The organism is Undibacterium pigrum, from assembly GCF_003201815.1.
In the GTDB taxonomy this organism is placed as follows: domain Bacteria; phylum Pseudomonadota; class Gammaproteobacteria; order Burkholderiales; family Burkholderiaceae_D; genus Undibacterium; species Undibacterium pigrum.
Map to the genome: position 1 here is coordinate 1 of NZ_QJKB01000022.1, position 18560 is coordinate 18560.

The 18560-nt window shown below is 49.9% G+C and carries 19 protein-coding genes; 12 read left to right on the forward strand and 7 right to left on the reverse strand.

Annotation, left to right across the window (positions count from 1 at the left end; translation table 11 throughout):
- Positions 1-100: 100 nt before the first annotated feature.
- Positions 101-529 (forward strand): ExbD/TolR family protein, encoded by a 429-nt coding sequence (locus DFR42_RS27610; protein WP_211324440.1) that lies wholly within the window; start codon positions 101-103, stop codon positions 527-529.
- A 170-nt stretch (positions 530-699) separates the two neighbouring features.
- Positions 700-1953, forward strand: coding sequence for a tetratricopeptide repeat protein (locus DFR42_RS27615; protein WP_110258302.1), 1254 nt, complete (start codon positions 700-702; stop codon positions 1951-1953).
- Between the two features lie 92 nt (positions 1954-2045).
- Here DFR42_RS27615 and DFR42_RS27620 read toward each other — a convergent pair whose 3' ends face one another.
- The 3 genes from DFR42_RS27620 to DFR42_RS27630 are packed head-to-tail and all read right to left on the reverse strand — an operon-like array spanning position 2046 to position 4241.
- The gene (locus DFR42_RS27620; protein WP_245937113.1) at positions 2046-3050 is read right to left on the reverse strand and encodes a GGDEF domain-containing protein; all 1005 of its coding nucleotides are present in this window, start codon (positions 3048-3050) and stop codon (positions 2046-2048) included.
- A gap of 19 nt (positions 3051-3069) precedes the next feature.
- On the reverse strand, positions 3070-3924 hold the full coding sequence (locus DFR42_RS27625; RefSeq protein ID WP_110258303.1) for an HDOD domain-containing protein: 855 nt from the start codon (positions 3922-3924) through the stop codon (positions 3070-3072).
- Entirely contained in the window at positions 3921-4241 is a 321-nt protein-coding gene (locus DFR42_RS27630) for a hypothetical protein (protein WP_110258304.1), read from the reverse strand. Before DFR42_RS27630 ends, DFR42_RS27625 begins: the two co-directional genes overlap by 4 nt.
- Before the next feature lie 341 nt (positions 4242-4582).
- Here DFR42_RS27630 and DFR42_RS27635 point away from each other — a divergent pair, with 341 nt between their 5' ends.
- A complete protein-coding gene (locus tag DFR42_RS27635; RefSeq protein WP_245937114.1) occupies positions 4583-5197 on the forward strand; it encodes a DUF1345 domain-containing protein in 615 nt (204 codons plus the stop codon).
- Here DFR42_RS27635 and DFR42_RS27640 read toward each other — a convergent pair.
- The 3 genes from DFR42_RS27640 to DFR42_RS27650 form a co-directional block, all read right to left on the reverse strand.
- A complete protein-coding gene (locus DFR42_RS27640) occupies positions 5194-5640 on the reverse strand; it encodes a hypothetical protein (RefSeq protein WP_110258306.1) in 447 nt (148 codons plus the stop codon). The two genes, DFR42_RS27635 and DFR42_RS27640, sit on opposite strands and share 4 nt — an antisense overlap.
- Positions 5641-5884: 244 nt before the next feature.
- Positions 5885-7684 (reverse strand): M14 family metallopeptidase, encoded by a 1800-nt coding sequence (locus DFR42_RS27645; protein ID WP_245937115.1) that lies wholly within the window; start codon positions 7682-7684, stop codon positions 5885-5887.
- A gap of 37 nt (positions 7685-7721) precedes the next feature.
- Positions 7722-9029: a TRZ/ATZ family hydrolase gene (locus DFR42_RS27650; protein WP_110258308.1), complete on the reverse strand. Its 1308-nt coding sequence runs from the start codon at positions 9027-9029 to the stop codon at positions 7722-7724.
- 147 nt (positions 9030-9176) lie between these two features.
- On the opposite strand from DFR42_RS27650, the gene DFR42_RS27655 reads away from it, so the two are divergent.
- Together DFR42_RS27655 and maiA are read left to right on the forward strand one after the other, a co-directional pair.
- Positions 9177-9872, forward strand: a complete 696-nt coding sequence (locus DFR42_RS27655) for a fumarylacetoacetate hydrolase family protein (RefSeq protein WP_110258309.1) — start codon at positions 9177-9179, stop codon at positions 9870-9872.
- Positions 9873-9880: 8 nt separating this feature from the next.
- Positions 9881-10537, forward strand: a complete 657-nt coding sequence (gene maiA / locus DFR42_RS27660) for a maleylacetoacetate isomerase (RefSeq protein WP_110258342.1) — start codon at positions 9881-9883, stop codon at positions 10535-10537.
- A 149-nt stretch (positions 10538-10686) separates the two neighbouring features.
- Here the strand turns inward: maiA and DFR42_RS27665 are convergent, their stop codons facing one another.
- Positions 10687-11337 carry a response regulator gene (locus tag DFR42_RS27665; RefSeq protein ID WP_146218995.1) on the reverse strand — a complete coding sequence of 217 codons (651 nt, stop codon included), beginning with the start codon at positions 11335-11337 and terminating at the stop codon, positions 10687-10689.
- Between the two features lie 254 nt (positions 11338-11591).
- Here DFR42_RS27665 and DFR42_RS27670 point away from each other — a divergent pair, with 254 nt between their 5' ends.
- From DFR42_RS27670 to DFR42_RS27700, 7 genes are all read left to right on the forward strand, one after another.
- Entirely contained in the window at positions 11592-14339 is a 2748-nt protein-coding gene (locus DFR42_RS27670) for a PAS domain S-box protein (protein WP_110258311.1), read from the forward strand.
- A 136-nt stretch (positions 14340-14475) separates the two neighbouring features.
- Positions 14476-15048, forward strand: a complete 573-nt coding sequence (locus DFR42_RS27675) for an RNA polymerase sigma factor (RefSeq protein ID WP_110258312.1) — start codon at positions 14476-14478, stop codon at positions 15046-15048.
- A gap of 12 nt (positions 15049-15060) precedes the next feature.
- A complete protein-coding gene (locus tag DFR42_RS27680) occupies positions 15061-15462 on the forward strand; it encodes a hypothetical protein (protein ID WP_245937116.1) in 402 nt (133 codons plus the stop codon).
- A complete protein-coding gene (locus DFR42_RS27685) occupies positions 15443-15760 on the forward strand; it encodes a 4Fe-4S dicluster domain-containing protein (protein WP_245937117.1) in 318 nt (105 codons plus the stop codon). Before DFR42_RS27680 ends, DFR42_RS27685 begins: the two co-directional genes overlap by 20 nt.
- A 95-nt stretch (positions 15761-15855) precedes the next feature.
- Positions 15856-16335 carry a GNAT family N-acetyltransferase gene (locus DFR42_RS27690; protein ID WP_110258313.1) on the forward strand — a complete coding sequence of 160 codons (480 nt, stop codon included), beginning with the start codon at positions 15856-15858 and terminating at the stop codon, positions 16333-16335.
- Positions 16336-16337: 2 nt separating this feature from the next.
- Positions 16338-17288 carry an AraC family transcriptional regulator gene (locus DFR42_RS27695; protein WP_110258314.1) on the forward strand — a complete coding sequence of 317 codons (951 nt, stop codon included), beginning with the start codon at positions 16338-16340 and terminating at the stop codon, positions 17286-17288.
- Positions 17289-17388: 100 nt separating this feature from the next.
- The gene (locus DFR42_RS27700; protein ID WP_110258315.1) at positions 17389-18486 is read left to right on the forward strand and encodes an alpha/beta hydrolase family protein; all 1098 of its coding nucleotides are present in this window, start codon (positions 17389-17391) and stop codon (positions 18484-18486) included.
- The last annotated feature ends 74 nt before the right edge of the window (positions 18487-18560 follow it).

An 18560-nucleotide genomic window follows, 5' to 3' on the forward strand; every position in this document is an offset into this window, starting at 1 on the left:
AGTTTGTCGGCAAGAGCATTCTGACGGCACAGCGTGCTGGCATCGCCAAGGTCGGTTTCGTCATCGAACCGCCACCGCGGAACTAAGTAAAGGAATCATTATGGGTATGCAAATAGGTTCAGGCGGTGGCTCAGCCGATCCAGAAGTAATGATAGAAATGAACATGACGCCGCTGATCGACGTCATGCTGGTGCTGATCATCATGTTGATTATCACGATTCCTATTCAGAATCATGCTGTGAATCTGAATATGCCGCAAGGCCCTTCTAACCCACCTCCTACTGAACCAGTAGTAGTGAATATTGATGTGGACTTTGATGGTACAGTGTCCTGGAATGGCGTGGCAGTCAACCCGCAAGAGCTGGATGTCAAGCTGGCAGCAGCTGCAGCACAGCCTGATCAGCCAGAAATACATTTGCGTCCGGTTGCAGTTGTACCTTACAAATCGGTAGCGGCAGTGATGGCGGCAGCACAGCGTCTCAATGTCACCAAGATTGGTATGGTCGGCAACGAACAATTCTTGAAATGATAAATAAGCATTTCAAGATGTTTTCGGCGCAACAATGCTGACTTATTAAGGTATGATAGAAAATTGGCAGGGTTAACCCTGCCATTTTTCATATTCACGGGTTGAGCCTTGGTCTTTTCTAAAGCTGCAGTCCCAAAGTTTATTAAATTTATTGATTGAGAGATCAACATATGAAGCAACTTCGCTTGTCTCGTATTGCTGTATTGTTTGCAGCTATTGGCTTCGCAGCCGCTCCGGAATTAACGAATATCGCCGCAAATCAAGCTTATGCTCAAGAATCCATGCGCCCTGAAATTGGCCGCATCGTACAAGCTGCTGGTGAGCTGTACAGAGCGAAAAAATTCAGAGAAGCGCTGTCCAAGATTCATGAAGCCGACAGCGTTGGCGGCAAGACAGTCAATGAAAATTTCACGATAGAGCGCATGCGCCTGTCCATCGCCTCTGCTGCTGGCGACAACGACACCGTGATCCGCTCTGCTGAAACCATTGTTTCTGCAAATAAACTGGGTGGTAAAGAGCAGTTGCAAATGATACAGGTTCTGGCGAATGCCTATTTCAAGGCAGGTAACTTCGGCAAAGCTGCACAATGGTATAACCGTTACTATGCTGATGGCGGTACTGATCAGTCCCTGCGCCCTTATCTGATACAGGCTATGTCACAAAGTGGTGACAGTGCCAAGGCAATGAAAGAGATTAATGCTGAGCTGGCCGCAGATGAAAAATCTGGCCGTACACCCAGCCTGACTAATCTGGAATACCTGGCCAATGATGCCTTGAAGCGCAAAGACATGGCAACCTATTCCAGTGCGCTGGAAAAGATGGTGTCTTTCCACGGCAAAAAAGAATTCTGGGTCAATCTGCTGAATAATATCGAGAGAAAACCTGGTTATTCCGAGCGTTTGAAACTGGATCTGATGCGCCTGAAATTGGCCCTGGGCCAAATCACCAAAACTTCTGATTACATGGACATGTCCTTGTTCGCCATCCAGGCTGGTTATCCAGCTGAAGCGATCAAAGTGATCGATGCCGGCTATAAGGCAGGTGCCTTGGGTGAAGGCAAAGACGCAGACCGCCACAAGCGTTTGCGTGACATGGCCAACAAAACACAGACAGAAACCCAAAGTGGCCTGGCAGCAAGTGAGGCAGAAGCCAAGGCAGCCAAGGATGGTAATGGTCTGGTTAATATCGGTTATGGCTATGTGACTGGCGGTCAGGTTGATAAAGGTCTGGCCATGATGGAAGAAGGTATTGCCAAAGGCGGCCTCAAGCAGGAAGAAGATGCCAAATTGCATCTGGGCGTCGCTCAATTGCAAGCTGGCAAGAAAGCCAATGCCATCAAGACTCTGAAAACAGTACGTGGCACTGACGGTACTGCCGATCTGGCGCGTTACTGGATCATCTATGCAAATCAGTCAGGCAAGTAATTGACCGCAGTTAGATTTTGCTGAGTCAGTTGTAAATGTAAAACACAAGGGCGCATAAAGCGCCCTTGTGTTTTTTGATTGACAGGATTTGTTCAGCTAGCGACCTGGTTGCGTCCATTGTCTTTGGCGCGATACAGTGCCGCATCGGCAGCGCTGATCAATGCATTGCTATCCTGTTCATCACTTAAAGTGGCAACACCAAATGAGCCTGTGATATGTGGCAAAGGCTTATGCCGGTCAACGAAGACCTTGGTTTTGGCCAGGCGATTACATAGTCTTTGTGCCACACCCATTGCTGACTTATGATTGGCACCGGGGAGTATGACCATCATTTCTTCACCGCCATAGCGTGCAGCAAAGTCGCTGGGCCGCAAGCCTGCGTTCAACACTTTTGCGGCAGTTTGCAGGGCATCGTCCCCTAGCAAATGGCCATGCTCATCATTAAAACGTTTGAAATGGTCCAGGTCCACCATGATGATGCTCAGGGCGGCACCAGTGGCCTGGGCATGTTGCACCATGCCGGGTAGCTGCGCATTCAGCCAGGCGCGATTGTGCAGGCCGGTCAGGCCATCGACCATGGATAGTTGCCGGTAAAATTCCCCGACTTTTTGACGGCTGCGTATTTGTGCATTGGCCGCGCGGATACGGAAAGACAATAGCTGCAAAAGATTGCGGGCTACGCCATTCGATTCATCGATCAGTCGCCACAGGGTCTCAGCTTCTATCAAGAGTAATTCGCTGTCACTGATGGCCGAGATAGTGGCGGAATGGATTTCTTCATCCAGCACTGAGATTTCACCAACACACTCACCTGGTAAATACTGGGTGATGGTATTTTCCAGCTGATTGCTTTCTTCAGTCAGGCGGGTGACGCCGAGAGCACCTTGCAGCACTACAAATAATCTGGCACCTGAGCTATTGGCATCCAGAACAACTTGGCCAGCGCGCGCCCTGACGACCAGGCAATCCTTGATAATGTCGGCAATCAGTGCCCGGTTTTCCTCTGTAATGTCGCGGAAAAGATGAATATTTTCCAGACGGTAGTTTGTTGCCCTGAAAAGCGTCAGTTGTTCCAAAATCGTTTTATCCAGATACATGAGGCAAAAATAAAAAATGTCAAAGTACGATCTGATTCAAAGCATCGAAGCGCATTTCAGTTTCGTGAAAAATGCTCACATAGTCAGCTTCATCGAGCCCTAGCGTATCCCAAGCTGCCTGCGACAGCAAGGGTAGCCTGTCTTTTTCATCCTGAGACAGGTCAAGTGCGTGCACAATGGCATTGGCAATATGAACAACAGAGGCCAGGGCATTGAGGTTTTCCTGCTCTGGGTGATGATGACCGCGTATGGCATCACAGACTGCCTCAGAAAAATTCCAGTGTATCGCCAGTGTCAGGCCTGCGTCCACATGATCAATATGCATGATGCTGCGTTCGGCATCAAGCAAGTGGCAATCGGTATTTGCCTGATAACGCAAGACTTTATCGTAATTTGCCGGGTAACAGGTTACCAGCACCAGGCGACCGATGTCATGTAACAGACCTGCGGTAAAAGCAAAATCATGCTTCATGTGCAAAGTGCGGGATATCTGCTCTGCACAGACGGCCGTGGCGATGCTGTGACGCCAGAATGCCTTGAAATTAAATGCGGGGCAGTTAGCCGTGGGGAATTTGTTGGCCAGGGTTGTCAGGCGGATGAGGTTCTTGACATTCTTGACGCCCAGCATGGCAGTCGCCTGCTGCAGGGTGACCACTTTGGAGTTGTTGCCATAGTAAGATGAATTGGCCAGCCTCAGTAGTTTTGCCGTAATGGAGTGATCCATGGCGATCTTTTCAGTGACCATGTCGAGACTGCTTTCTTCATCTTCAAGATTTTGCAGCATTTCCATGGCTACTTCAGGCAGGGTGGGCAAGTCCTTGATCTTTTTCACGATGTCGTCCAGCTGGACCTTGAACTCAGTGTTATCAGTCATTTGTATTCACCTTTGCGGTAATTAATGACATAGGACTTCAACATGCAGGCTGGTTCGCTGTCGCCAATATCGCGGAAAATTTTCTCTATGCGCTCCAGACGGGTCGCCAGATTTTCAGTGTCATCCTCTGCGTCAGACATATCGCTTTCAACTGGCAATTGATGTATGTCGTGATGGGCGATGGCCTGTAGCATGCGCTCAGTCAGAGTAGTGCCTGCAGGTAGTAATACATGGCCGACTTTATCCAGCAAGTCATCAGCCAGCACAGTACCTGGCGTGACCTTGGAAAGGGGCAAATAGCGGTAATGTTTGTTCATGGCACTGCCTCGCTGAATGACACCACACCAGAACTCGCAGCATTGGGTGGTTTCAGTGTAATAAAAAATTACGTAAAAGAAAATTGCTTTTCATTAAGATGCTAAATTCCAGTGAGACTGCTAAGCTGTTCATAGAGAGCTGGCTATGACAGAATATCAATTGATATTGAATATACTACACCTGTTCGTATCTGTAGTTTGATTCTGTTGTCAGTCACAAAACAGCCACAATTTATAGTGGCAAAACCAGCATTAGTGCAAATTTATTAAGCATTATTAACCGCTTTATTATTTAATCAGGTTGCATCATCAAACAAATAATTCAACGCCGCCCACGTCTCTTGCTAACCCTGGGCCTGGGGCTGTTAACTGCGATTGCCTTGCCCGAATCGACCTCTCTGATTACCCGTGCTCTATGCGGCTGGAATGTGGCTGTCTGGACCTATCTTTTATTGATGGCCTGGCTGATGCTGCTGGCAGATAAGCATGCTGTACGCAAGATGGCGCAGCAAGAGGATGAAAGTGCGGTGGCGGTATTGGTCTTGCTGTCGCTGGCAGCAGCTCTCAGTGTGCTGGCCATCATTCATGAACTGTCTGGCTTGGCGAACGCTACCAGTGAAGCCCGGGCCATGAAATACCTGTTTGCCGCCAGCACGGTACTGGGGTCGTGGTTATTGCTGGGAGTGATTTTTTGTTTTCACTATGCCTTGCTATTTTATAACTCACCCTCAGGCAAGCCTGCCTTGCGCTTTCCTGAAGAGGAAGACATGCCTGACTTCTGGGATTTTTTGTATTTTTCGTTCACTATCGCCGTCGCTGCGCAAACCTCGGACGTCATGGTGATGAACCGGCAGGTGCGCAAGACTGTGCTTGCGCAATCCATACTCAGTTTCTTTTTCAACGTGGCCGTCGTTGGTTTTTCCATCAATATTGCAGCGGGCCTGGTAGGAAATTAACGCCCGTAATATCCATGGTGACCATGATGACGTTCGCGCCACTCTCTCTCATGGCGTCTGTCATGACGCCAGTCGTGGCGGTCGCGCCATGGACGGCCATAATTTTGTTCAACATACACGTGTTCAACATATGGTCTTGGCGAGCTTAAGACGATAGGCACGCCACCCACGCGCATATCAATATTCACACCATAGGGCAGGCGGCTGCCAACTTCCCAGCCACGTCCATTGGCCCAGTACCAGTTACCTTGCGCAGGTGCGTAATACACCTGATGCGAAGGGTAGTAGACGTAATTGTAGTTACGTGTGACATGATGGACTGGTGGTGCTGGGTGCCAGCGATGGTCCCTGACGTAGCTATCATGGGCAAACACCGTACTTGCGCTGGCGCTGCAAATCAGCAGGGCTGCCAACAGGCCTTTGAGAAGTTGACTGGGTTTCATGATATCAATTCCTTCGCAATTCGTCGTTTTGATATCTCTATAACGCAGCCCGGCAAGGACAGGCTGACATGAGTTTGTATAAACACATATCAATCTGCAAGCAGATGTTACAGCAGACTATTGCTCTATGGCAGCAGGCTTGCCAGCAGCCAAGATGTCAGCCCATATGTATATCTATTGAAATGGAGAGCGTCGCCTGAACACTCATATCAGGCGACGCCATTTATCCCGCATATATGCCAAACTATTTGGGAATAAAATCCAGGCGCAAGACCGGATAGATTTGATGACGCTGATCCCACGATGCATGACGTTGTGCAAAAAAATCCAGACGTGCCGAAGGGCTTTTAGCAAACTCCGGGTCTTCTGCAATTTTCTTGTCAAAGACGGCTCTTAATTGCGGGTCACTCGCCAATTGTTCACGGGCTACTTCTTCAGCCACATAGGCTTCCATGTATTCCTTGCGTTCAAATGCACCGTTGAACCAGCCCCAGTTGACCAGGGCATCTGGCGCTTGTGGTTCAAACAAGCCTGCTACCAGGCGTGCCTTGGGCTGGTTAATAGGGATGAATAAAGCGCCCTTACGCACATTTTGCTTCTGGTTCTGCCATTGACCTTGCAGCTTCATGGCTTGCCGTCCTTCAAATGATTTTGCCTGCGATGTCATCGCAGTGGCGAGAAACTGGTCGGTTGTGGCAGCATTCAAATCAGCATGAATAGCACGGAACAAGATGCCATGTTGCTGCAATTTTTCTGCGACAGCCTTGCTATAAGCGGCAGGAACCAGATATCCCCCTTTGGGCAAGCTGACTTGTGCATCAGGGACGATTTCGTCGCGCAGTTTGACTGTCCAGATCTGCGGCTTGCGTTCATCATAGCGCGTCATCAGTGCACCAGAAATATCCGACATGCTACGTGTATAGGCATAGCCTCTGAAGTTTATCTCCCTGGATTTTTCCGTAGTCTTATAAGTCAAGGGCAGAGACTGTCCAGCCAGTTGCATGGCGCGTTGGTCTGCAGCTTTGACCGCTTTCAGCCATTGCTCGCCATGAGTAGCCACTTGCTCCAGTACCGAAATAACCGTGTTGCGGGTGATGCGTACACGGGTGGCATAATCTTTCCACGAATGAGTTTCTACCAGCATGCCAAATCGGTTGCGCAGTACCGGGTAACCACTGGAAAAACGTGGTGTAGGGACACTGTCAACAAAGCCTGACATTGGGTCATCCTCGACTACAAATGACATATAGAATGCTTGCGGTAGCGAGCCTTGTTTGGCCAGGTCAGCAATGACATTGTCACGCAAGGTTTTGCCTGCTTCACGTAAGGCAGCATCGCCAGAATTGACAGGCTCAACCTGTATAGAAATATCATGCTCGAATTTGGCACCATCGGTCACATGCAAATCGATCACTGCCAGCGGGTCCCAGGTGTTGAACAGCTTCAACATTGCCTGCATTTCTGGCGCATCAGCTTTCACATAATCACGGTTCAGATTGAAATTTTGTGCGGTGGTGCGCCAGCCCATTTCTTCCGGACCGCGCTGGTTTGGCCGGTTCCAGGCGCGAAAACGCTCATGCCCGTCAACATTGAAAACCGGCACAAACAATAGTGCTTGCTTGTCCAGCGCATGTGACGCCGCCTTGTTCTCAAGGATGTCCCGTATGGCCTGAAAACCAGCATCCTTGCCATCAATTTCACCAGCATGAATACCACCCTGTATCAATGTCACAGGCAACTGCTTTTCTACCAGTTGCGCCGGTGTGAACAGGCCGCTACGTGTCACCAGCAAGGCCAGCATGGGGCGGTTTTCAGGTGTACGTCCAAATTCCAGGCAACGCACTTCTTTGGGGTAATTTTTTTGAAAGACCAGACACAGTTTTTCGACTTCATCATAGCGCCCCGTTTTCTTAAAACCACTTTGCTCGGCGATCGTGCTTAAGTCGCTTGCCGCCTGAGCCGGAACCAACAGCAGGCTGCTGCTGGCAATCAATGCACTGATAAGACTTAATCTGGATAGTGAGTATGCTGGTTTCATACGCATGATGGAGTATTGAGTTGAATGAGTTGACGAGAGTGGATTAAGCTGCAGCAATCTTTTGATGCCACCAGGTTGCCTTGTCCTTGAGCTGTGCTTCATCCAAAGTCTGCAATTTGCGTTCTGCCATCAGGCAGCGGCCATGTACCCAGACATGACTGACTTGCTCACGTCCGGCGGCATACACGATTTGTGAAGCGGGATCAAACAAGGGCAGGGTTTCCAGTGCTGACAGATCAATCGCAATCACGTCCGCAAATTTGCCTGCAACCAGACTGCCGATTTGCTGATCCATGCCCAGAGCTTTGGCACCAGCGAGGGTGGCCATTTCCAGCGCATTACCAGCATTCAGTGCTGTCGGATTGCTGGAGACAGCTTTTGCCAGCAAGGCTGCCATGCGCAAGTCACCCAGTAAATCAAGCTTGTTATTACTGGCCGCACCATCCGTACCTATGCCCACATTCACACCGGCGGTTTGCATGGCGTGAATCGGGGCAAAGCCGGAGGCCAACTTGAGATTGCTGGCCGGATTATGCGCAATATGCACGCCTTGTTGTGCCAGTAGTGCGATTTCTTCTTCATTCGCATGCACCATGTGCGCGGCAATCAGGCGAGGTGATAACAAGCCCAAATTGTGCAGGCGCTGCAAGGGGCGCATGCCATGGTCCCTGATACTGTCATTGACTTCATCCATAGTTTCATGGATGTGGCAGTGTATGCCCATGTCATGTTTTTCTGCCAAAGCGACTATCTTCTTGAAAGTCGCATCAGAGACAGTGTAAGGCGCATGCGGGGCCAGGCGGAAAGAAACCCCGCTTTGCCCCTGAAATGCCTGGTGCGATGCCAGTGCTTTCTGTAAGTAACCATCAGCATCTGCCGCATAACCGGTAGGAAATTCCAGCACACTGCAACCGACGACAGTACGCATGCCGGTATGCAAGCCAGCGCGTGCCACATCGTCGTTGTAGAAATACATGTCATTGATGGTGGTAGTACCACCGCGCAGCATTTCTGCCATTGCATAGACACTGCCATCGAAAACAAATTCTTCTGATACATGCTGTTTTTCCGCTGGCCAGATATGATTGTGCAGCCAGTCCATCAGGCTCAGGTCATCTGCCAGGCCACGCAACAATGTCATGGCAGAGTGACCGTGCAGATTGATCATGCCGGGCATTACCGCGTGTTCAGGCAGCTCTATATGCTGTGCATCCGGGTGCTGCTGACGTGCCTCTGCACTGCTCAGGATGGCGAGAATTTTTTCATCCTGCATGACCAGGGCATGATCGCCAAGCACGGTAGCGCGTGGCTCGATAGGGATAAGATATTTGGGATGTAGGCAAGTTTTCATTTTTTTTGGCTCCGCAATTGATCTGGCATTATAACCAGTGAAATTAAATCATGAGTCCATCGCTCACAATCAAGTGATGAGAGTGTATGACAGAGCATATTTGAAAGTGCCATAATAGGGCCTGGCATCAGAATTTCAGGAGTAAATATGGATTACCTGTTCCCCCCGCTACAGCAGGCCGCTGTCCCCATCGCTGGCGGGACTGCTTATTTCCCGGTACACAGGATTTACTGTGTAGGTCGCAATTATGTTGAACATGCCAAAGAAATGGGATGGACAGGCCGTGAGCCACCATTTTTCTTCATGAAACCTGCAGATGCGGTATTGCCCGTGCTGGCTGGTACTGTAGGTGAAATGCCTTATCCACCAATGACAGTCAATTTGCATCACGAAGTCGAACTGGTGGTTGCCATAGGCAGGGGCGGCAAGAATATAACAAGTGAAGAAGCACTCAGCTATATCTGGGGTTATGCCGTGGGCCTGGACATGACGCGTCGCGACTTGCAGGCCGAAGCCAAGGACCAGGGCCGGCCATGGTGTACCGCCAAGGGCTTTGATTTTTCTGCACCTATAGGGCAAATCCACAGGGCTGACACTGTGCAAGGCATAGGGCAAGCCAGTATCAGTCTGCATGTGAATGGCCAAAGCAGGCAAGACAGCGACACCAGCAAATTGATCTGGAGCCTGGCCGAGATCATTGCCTGTTTGTCCGAGCTGTATACTTTGCAGCCTGGTGACCTGATTTTTACAGGTACACCAGCCGGTGTGGCCGCAGTGCAGCGTGGCGATGTGCTTGAGGCGTCGATCTCTGGTTTGAGTGATTTGAAAATAAAAATGGTGTAAGCGCAATGATGAAACTTTATGGTTATTTCCGCAGTTCGGCTTCTTACCGGGTCAGGTTAGCCCTCAATCTCAAGGGCCTGGACTATGAGCAGACATCAGTACATCTGGTAAAAAACGGCGGCGAACAACTTGCCCCGGCTTTTCGGGCGCTTAATCCGGATGCGCTGGTGCCTGTTCTTCAGGATGAGCTCGATGGGGAAGCGGCGACACTCACACAGTCGATGGCAATTATCGAATACCTCGATGAAGTTTATCCAGACGTTGCCTTATTGCCAGCGCAAGCTATAGATCGTGCTTACGTCAGGTCTTTGGCGCTGTCTATTGCCTGCGAAATCCATCCCGTCAATAATCTGCGGGTGCTGAAGTATCTGTCAGCTACTCTGCAAGTCACGGATGAACAAAAAAATGCCTGGTATCGTCACTGGTGTGAAACTGGCCTGGCTATACTGGAGCAAAAGCTGGCAACTGATAAGCGCACCGGACGTTTTTGTTTTGGTGATACACCAGGTTTTGCCGATTGCTTTCTGGTCCCGCAAATTTACAATGCCCAGCGTTTTAAGTGCGATTTGAGCGGTATGCCTACGCTCATGCGTATTAATCAGGCTTGCATTGAGCACCCGGCCTTCATCAAGGCAGCACCTGCCAATCAGCCTGACGCAGAATAGCTGTTCGTTAAATTGTCTGCATGCGATGGCATTCGATTATCCATAGCATGCGACAGACAAAAAAAGGGGCCCGAAAACTGGCCCCTGGCATTTCCCGCTGCATAAGCAAAAATATCGCTAAGTCTTCATATCGTAAGTCTTAAAATTTCTCAATTCGGCAGATCAGTATTGTCGTGGCTACTTGCCAGCGTATCGTTGAGCACAGAAATCAGCAGAGAGCGTGTCAATTTTGATTTGGTCGTATAACCGTCAATGGCGAACTCTTCACTGACTTGCTGTTCAGGTGCATAGCCTGGTTGTCCGGTACGTAATACGATGCGCAGATTGGTCAGTGCCATTTCATTGCGGATGATATTCACCAGTTTCAAACCTGCATCAACGGTTTCCATCACCACATCCAGCAAGACCAGTGCAATATCAGGGTTGGCGCTGATGACAGCGCGCGCTTCTTTGGCAGAATAGGCGTGTATGAATTCCAGTGGGCGGTCATGAATTTTTACGCCGCTCAAAGCAAGGAGTGTAGTGTCATGGACATTGCTGTCGTCGTCAGCAATCAATATTTTCCAGGGATGTAAATCCAGTTTTGGTTGCAGGCTGTCTTCATCTTCTTCTATAAAGTCGATGATGTCATCATCCTGGTCAGCACCTAATACGCCGTCAGAAATAGCTGCATTACCCCAATAAGAGTATCTTCCCAAACCCGGTGATCGTTCGTTTTTTGACAAAATTTCAACAGCCATTTTGCCAACGTAAAGATCACTTTGTAACAAGCCGGGTATCCTACTGTGTTGGTTCTTCATCAGTGTGCTCCCTGTTGCTTGAATTTTGCCTAGCTTCAATTCAATCTTATGTGAAGCAGACAGCATAATCAAGACCAAAAAATTTGGAAAGTGTTAAATAATGATTATTGCAACACTTACTCTCTATGATTATTGATATATGTCGCTAATTGCCTCGATTTTCAATGCTACTATTCATCAGGAACAGCAAACCTGAATCAGGGGCAGGTGAGTTGCTGCAAGCTTTTTCTGTGCGGTCGTCCAAGTTATAGTCAATGCCTACTGTCTATCTTCCTGCTGCCATTATCTCTTCTCTGGTCACTTCTTTCCTGACCATGCTGGTGCTGTTTTATGTACAGCATTTACACGTGCACGCAAGAGCAACGCGTTGCTGGGCACTGGCTTATGCTTGTCTGGTATTGAAACAGGCCTGCATTTTTCTTGGTGATATCCAGGCACCGGTATTGAATCTCATCGCAGACATTTTTTTGCTGGCTTATATCTGTTACCTGTGGGCGGGTATTAGGATATTCCATGGCGTGACTGTGTATGTGATGCCCGTCATGCTGGGTTTTGCGATTGCTGCCCTGTGGCTGTTGATGGCTTTCCTGACGGCGGTGCAGCCATTGTGGCGCATGCTGCCAGTGTATGTCGTTTCAGGTGTTGTCCTGATGTGGGCGGCAAGCTGCTTTTGGCGCGTTCGCAATGAAAAGCATAAGCTGGGTTTTATCTTGCTGGGGACGCTGCTATTTTTGCGTGGCCTGCATTTGCTGGACTTGCCCTTTTTGCGTGAGCGCCCTGAATATGCAGCGCTCGGTTATGAAATAAGTGCCTTCCTTGACCTTGCCATAGGCATGCTTTTTTTGGTAGCTGCCTTGTTGCGGCAACAGGATGATGTCGAGCGCGTTAACCACGACCTGAAGCAGGAGATGGAAGAGCGCAAAAACATAGAGCGCCTCTCCAAAGAGCGGGAAACCCTGTTCGAAAAAGTATTTCAGATGGTGCCAGATGTGCTGACTATCTGCCGTGAAAAGGATGGACGCTACCTGGAAGTGAATCGCCATTGGGAAACCATTACAGGTTATGCCAGGGATGAAACTCTGGGGCGTTATTCACTGGAATTAAACTTATGGGTGGATGTCGATCTGCGCGCAGAAATGCTGGAGATATTAGGACGCGATGGTGAAGTCAATAATTTTGAGGGCGTCTACAGACATAAGCAAGGCCATACCTACAATGTACTGATTTCTGGCACGCGTTTTGATGTTGGTGGTGAACCGTATATTGCCTATGCCATGCAAGACATCTCGGCATTGCGCAAGGTAGAGCAATTGCAGGAGCAGGCAGAGCGTGAGTTGCAGGAGCGCGAAAAATTATTGTCAACTGTCTTTCAGCTTGTTCCCGATACTCTGACCATCACCAAAATGAGCACCGGTGAATATATTGAAGTCAACCGCAACTGGGAACCTATTTCCGGCTACACCCGCGACGAAGTCCTGGGCCGTACTTCCAACGATATCAAATTGTGGCATCAGCCTGAACAACGTGATGAACTCATCAGCCGCATACGTCAGGATGGTGAAGTCCATAATATGCAAATCGCATTCCGGCACAAGCAGGGTTATATCAGTCAGTGCATGGTTTCGGGATCACAGTTCGAGGCAGGCAATGAATCCTATCTGCTGCTGTCTTCGCACAATATAGATCAGGAACTCAGTGCAGAAGCTGCGCGCTTGCAAGTTGAATCCCTGCTGCGCGAAAATGAACAAAAATATTCCACCTTGTTCCAGTTATCCCCCATACCTTTGGGTCTGGTGGATGTGCAGACGGATACCATGGTAGAAGTCAATGATGTCTGGCTCAAGGAATTTTCCTATCAACGCGAAGATATTCTTGGCCGCACCACCATGGAAATGGGATTTGTTGCTCAAGCCGAGGAAAGGCAAAAATTTAATGACGACCTTGGGCGCGACAAGAAAGTCGACCAGCTTGAGGTTCGCATCAAGGCATCAACTGGCCAGGAAATGATTTTCCTGTTGTCGGCCAGGCTGATCAGAATGCATGGCAAGCCCATGTGCATTTTCTCTTTGCTGAACGTCACCCGGCAGGTACAAATAGAGCAGGAAATTCGCGAGATGACGACACAGCTTGAAGAGCGTGTCAGATTGCGTACTTTGAACCTGCAACAAGCCAATGCTGAACTGGCTGCGGCAATGGAATCCTTGCGTCATACCCAGGATGAACTGGTACGTTCTGAAAAAATGGCAGCACTGGGTTCACTCGTGGCTGGCGTGGCGCATGAACTCAATACCCCGATAGGTAATAGCGTCACGGTGGCGAGTACCCTGCAAGACAAGACCACGGATATGCTGCGGGATTTTAAGGAAGGCAAGCTCAAGCGATCTGCCCTGGAAAGCTATCTTGAAAATGCAGAAGCAGGAACAGCCCTGCTGATGCGCACCCTCGGCATGGCGCGTGAATTGATACGCAGCTTCAAGCAGGTAGCTGTCGATCAGTCCAGCAGCCACAGGCGGCAATTTGATTTGCGGATAGCGCTGGAAGAACTCATCGTTACCCTGGCACCCATGTATAAAAGCACGCCCTATGCACTGGTGACTGAACTTGCTCCTGGCATCATGATGGACAGTTACCCGGGACCGATAGGGCAAATCATCACCAACTTCATGACCAATGCACTGACCCATGCATTTGAACACCATGACAGCGGTGAGATGCGCCTGAATACGCAGTTGCTGGAGGGGGACCAGGTACAAATCGTGTTTACTGACAATGGCTCAGGCATGAGCGAGCAAATACAAAAGCGGGTATTTGATCCTTTCTTCACCACCAAGCTGGGGCAGGGCGGGTCTGGCCTGGGCATGAATATCGTCTATAACCTGGTGACTGGTGTGTTGGGCGGCAGCATACAACTGGATAGCAAACCAGGCGATGGGACCAGCTTCACGCTCATCATCCCGCTGGTAGCGCCACAATTGCAGGCCGACAATAGCAAGAAGGCATGACATTGCCTGGCCGGTATCTTGGCACTAGCCAATGATTTTATGGCAATATCAGCCTGCATCAAAATAATACGGCAAGCTGCCACAATTATTTTCCATTCAGATGCAATATTCTCTGTGACTGTGCGTCTACACAGGTATGGAGACTACACATAACCCACACGAGCTGATGACTGATCAGGATAATCACATCACCGAAACGGTCAGGCGCGAACGCGGGCGGCTGGGTAGTTTCATACGCAAGCGTGTCGCCGATGCCAGCGAGGCGGAGGACATATTGCAAGATGTGTTTTATGAGCTGGTCGAAGCTTACCGCCTGCCCGAACCTATAGAACAGGTCGGTGCCTGGCTGTTCAGGGTGGCACGCAACCGCATCATAGACCGCTTCCGCAAGAAAAAGGAAGTTGCCCTGCCTGATCTGGAGGAGGGTAGTGAAGATGAAGCATGGCTGGATAAAGTCTTGCCATCCAGTGATGAGGGGCCAGAAGCTGCCTACGCCCGCAATGTCATGCTGGAAGAATTGTATGAGGCACTCGATGAATTGCCAGAAGAGCAGCGCGATGCCTTCATAGGCCATGAAATCGAAGGCCTGAGTTTTAAAGAAATGTCTGCCGCCACTGGCCTGGGTGTGAACACCCTGCTGGCGCGCAAACGCTATGCAGTCTTGCACTTGCGAACCCGCCTGCAAGACTTACTGGATGAATTTAATTAAGTGGAGTTTCATATGTTAATGAGATTGAGAGTATTGAAAATAATGGTATTGGTCGTTGCTGGCATCAGCGCCTTGAGCTGGGTAGTCATGATGCTGTGGAACTGGCTCATGCCTGCCTTGTTTGTCGGTGCCCGCAGCATAGATTTTTTACAGTCACTGGGCTTGCTGGTGTTGAGTAAAATCCTGTTTGGCGGCATGCGCGGTCATGGCGGCTGGCACAGGCACCATGATCATCATTGCCACCATCGTCGCTGGGAAAAACTGACGCCAGAAGAGCGTGAGAAATTCAAGCATGGCATGTTTGGCCGCAGAAGGCACAGGGATGAAAAGCATGGCCATCACCATGGCAGCCATGATAATCACCAGAGTAATCATCAAAGCAATCATCAAAGTAATGAGCAAGAGCGAGCCTGATATGTCGCCAGCAAAAGAGGTGTTATGCAAAGAGGAAGCTGGCGTCATCATCCCTTTCGTCAACTTCAGCAAATGCGAAGGTAAGGCCGATTGCGTGCCAGTTTGCCCGGAAAACGTCTTTGAAGTTCGTCGTATCGACGACAAAGACTATAAGCAACTGGGCTTGCTGGCGCAACTCAAACTGCGAGTCCATGGCATGAAGGTGGCCTACACCCCGCTGGCAGATGCCTGCCGGGCTTGTGGTTTGTGCGTGACAGCCTGTCCAGAAAAGGCCATCAGCTTACGGCGCTCAACATAAGAACTCCATGCTTATTTACATGGATATTATGTTGATGTTTTAAAATAGTCATTTGCGCTCATATTGTGAGCACTGTTACCCGCAAAGGAGCATTGATGACTATCGTAGTTCGTGAGGCAGTGTCAGATGATCTTGAACAAATCGTGCAACTGCGCATGCGCCTGTTCGACAAGCTTGTCGATTTTAATCATGGCAAGGCTGTAGATGATGATCTGTTGCAGTCTACGCGCACTTATTTCCGTGAAGCTTTTCAAAACGGCGCGTGCAAAACCTGGGTAGCGCAAACCGGGGAACACATCGTCGCCTGCGGTTCGCTCGCGATCTTTGTGCGCCCTCCGTATCCGGGTAATGTAGCAGGCAGGGATGCCTATTTGCTCAATATGTATACGCTGGCAGAATACCGTAAGCAAGGCCTGGCCAGACAGATATTGCAGCACGCCATGCGTTATGCGCATGAGCAAGGTTTTGCAAAAATCTGGTTGCATGCGACTGAAGACGGTCAGGCCCTATATGCGTCTGAAGGTTTTGAGCCATCCAGTCAGTACATGGAATGGGAAGTCAACCCAGGGGTATAGGCATGAGCGACCTCAGACCGGACAAGCCTTCACAGTACCAATCCCACTACCAGGCCCGTATGCACAGGGTGCTGGAGCATATAGACCGCCATCTCGATCAGTCACTTGATCTGGAGGTGCTGGCCGGGGTCGCGCATTTTTCTCCATTTCATTTTCATCGACTGTTTGCTGCCTGGATGGGCGAGCGCTTGGGCGACTATGTGCGCCGCCGGCGTCTTGAAGTGGCCGCATTTCGTTTGTTTGCGCAAGCTGGCACGCCAGTGCTGGACATTGCCTTGTCTGTCGGTTTTGGTTCAGCAGAAGCCTTTACCAGGGCATTCAAGGACAGGTTTGCCTATACACCTGCTGCCTGGCGGCAATATCAAGTAGAGCTGCACCGCGCAAATAGCAAGATTAATCAAGTCTTGAGCAAGAATGATCAATTGCTATCCTATGCTTCCTTCCATAATGGAATCTCTGCCAACTTGAAACAGGTTAACAGCATGGACGTTAAATTAATACACAGAGCTGAAGTCAGGATCGCCTATCTGTGCCACATCGGCCCCTATGGTGCATCAGTAGGCCAGTTCTGGGCCGACACTGTTGTACCCTGGATGGCCATGCATGATCTCTTTGGCAGGGCGCGCTACGGCATCAGCCATGATGACCCCAGTATCACCGAACCTGCGCTATGCCGTTATGATGCCGCGGTTGAGTTGCCAGGTAATGCCGATGTCCCTGGCAATGCTTTGCTGACCAGCATACCGGGTGGTGAATACGCTGCCCTCAGTTTTGAAGGGACCAACGCAGAAATAGGGGCAGCCTGGACAGCCATCTTGCGCGACTGGTTACCTTCCAGCGGCTATCAACTCGATGCCCGGCCCTGCTTTGAATATTACTCAACCAATTCCTGCTTTGATCCTGAGACTGGCGTCTTTGATTGCGACATCTGCATTCCCGTCGTACCTCTCTGAACACATAGTTCTAATTTAAATCTTACTTGCATGGACATGCGCGCAGGCATACGCCGCGCCATTGCCTGCTAGCGCCCATCATTTTAAAGAGTAGGCTTCCATGATTTCTATTATTCGCAATTTGATTATGTCTGCCAGTTTGTTGGCGCTGGCAAATTGTGCCGTATCTGCTGAGACGGCAGACAGACCACATCCGGTAGGCATGCAGATGCTGCAGTATGAAGATGCCAGTCGCCTCGACTGGACGGCCAGCAAACCACGCCCACTGGCAACTACCATCTGGTATCCAGCCCAGGCTGGCACAGTAGAAAAAGAATGGAATGTTTCCATATTTAAAGCAGGCTCGAATGCGATGGGGGCCGTCATGTCATCAACACCCCAAAAGCTGCCCCTGATTTTATTGTCCCATGGCACGGGCGGTTCTGCGGCATCCATGGCCTGGCTGGCTGAAAGCCTGGCAGCACATGGATACATCGTGGCGGCAGTCAATCATCATGGCAATACAGGCTATGAGGAAAAGACCCGTCTTGAAGCTTTTGTGGTCTGGTGGGACAGGCCCAGGGATATCTCCATAGTGATAGACAGACTGCTGGCTGATCCTGTCTTTGGCAGCAGGATAGATGCGCAGCGTATTGCCGTGGCCGGTTTTTCCATAGGTGGATACACTGCACTGGCAAGCGTGGGTGCCCGCATCAGCTATGCGCAATGGGAAGAATTTTGCGGCAAACATGCCAGCAATCCAAATTGCGTATTGCCGCCAGAAGCCAAATTCAGCCAGGCAGAATTACAGACACTGCTCAAGGAAAACCAGCGCGTCAAGGATGCCATAGCGGTATCCGGCGCATCATATAGTGATGCCCGCATACGCGCTGCTTATTCCATTGCACCCGTCATGGGCAGGGTAGTGACAAAAGACAGCATGCAAAATATCAAGGCGCCGGTGCGCATTGTGGTGGGTGCTGATGATGATCAGGCCATACCCGAGTTTAATGCCCGGATATATGCTGCAAACATCGCTGGCAGCACGATGCAGATATTACCAGCAGTCACGCACTATGGTTTTTTGGCTGAGTGTACTGCGTTCGGTAAAATGGCTGTGCCTCAGATTTGCGCAGACCCGGCAGGTGTGGATCGTAGAGCATTGCACCAGCAGGTGGTGGCAGATGCTCTGAAATTTTTTGCAGTTCATTTGCGTTGACATTTGCATTGAATAGTCAGCATATTGAGATTCGTTGTGCCTTTGCTTTGGCAAGACACAGCGAATCTTTCATG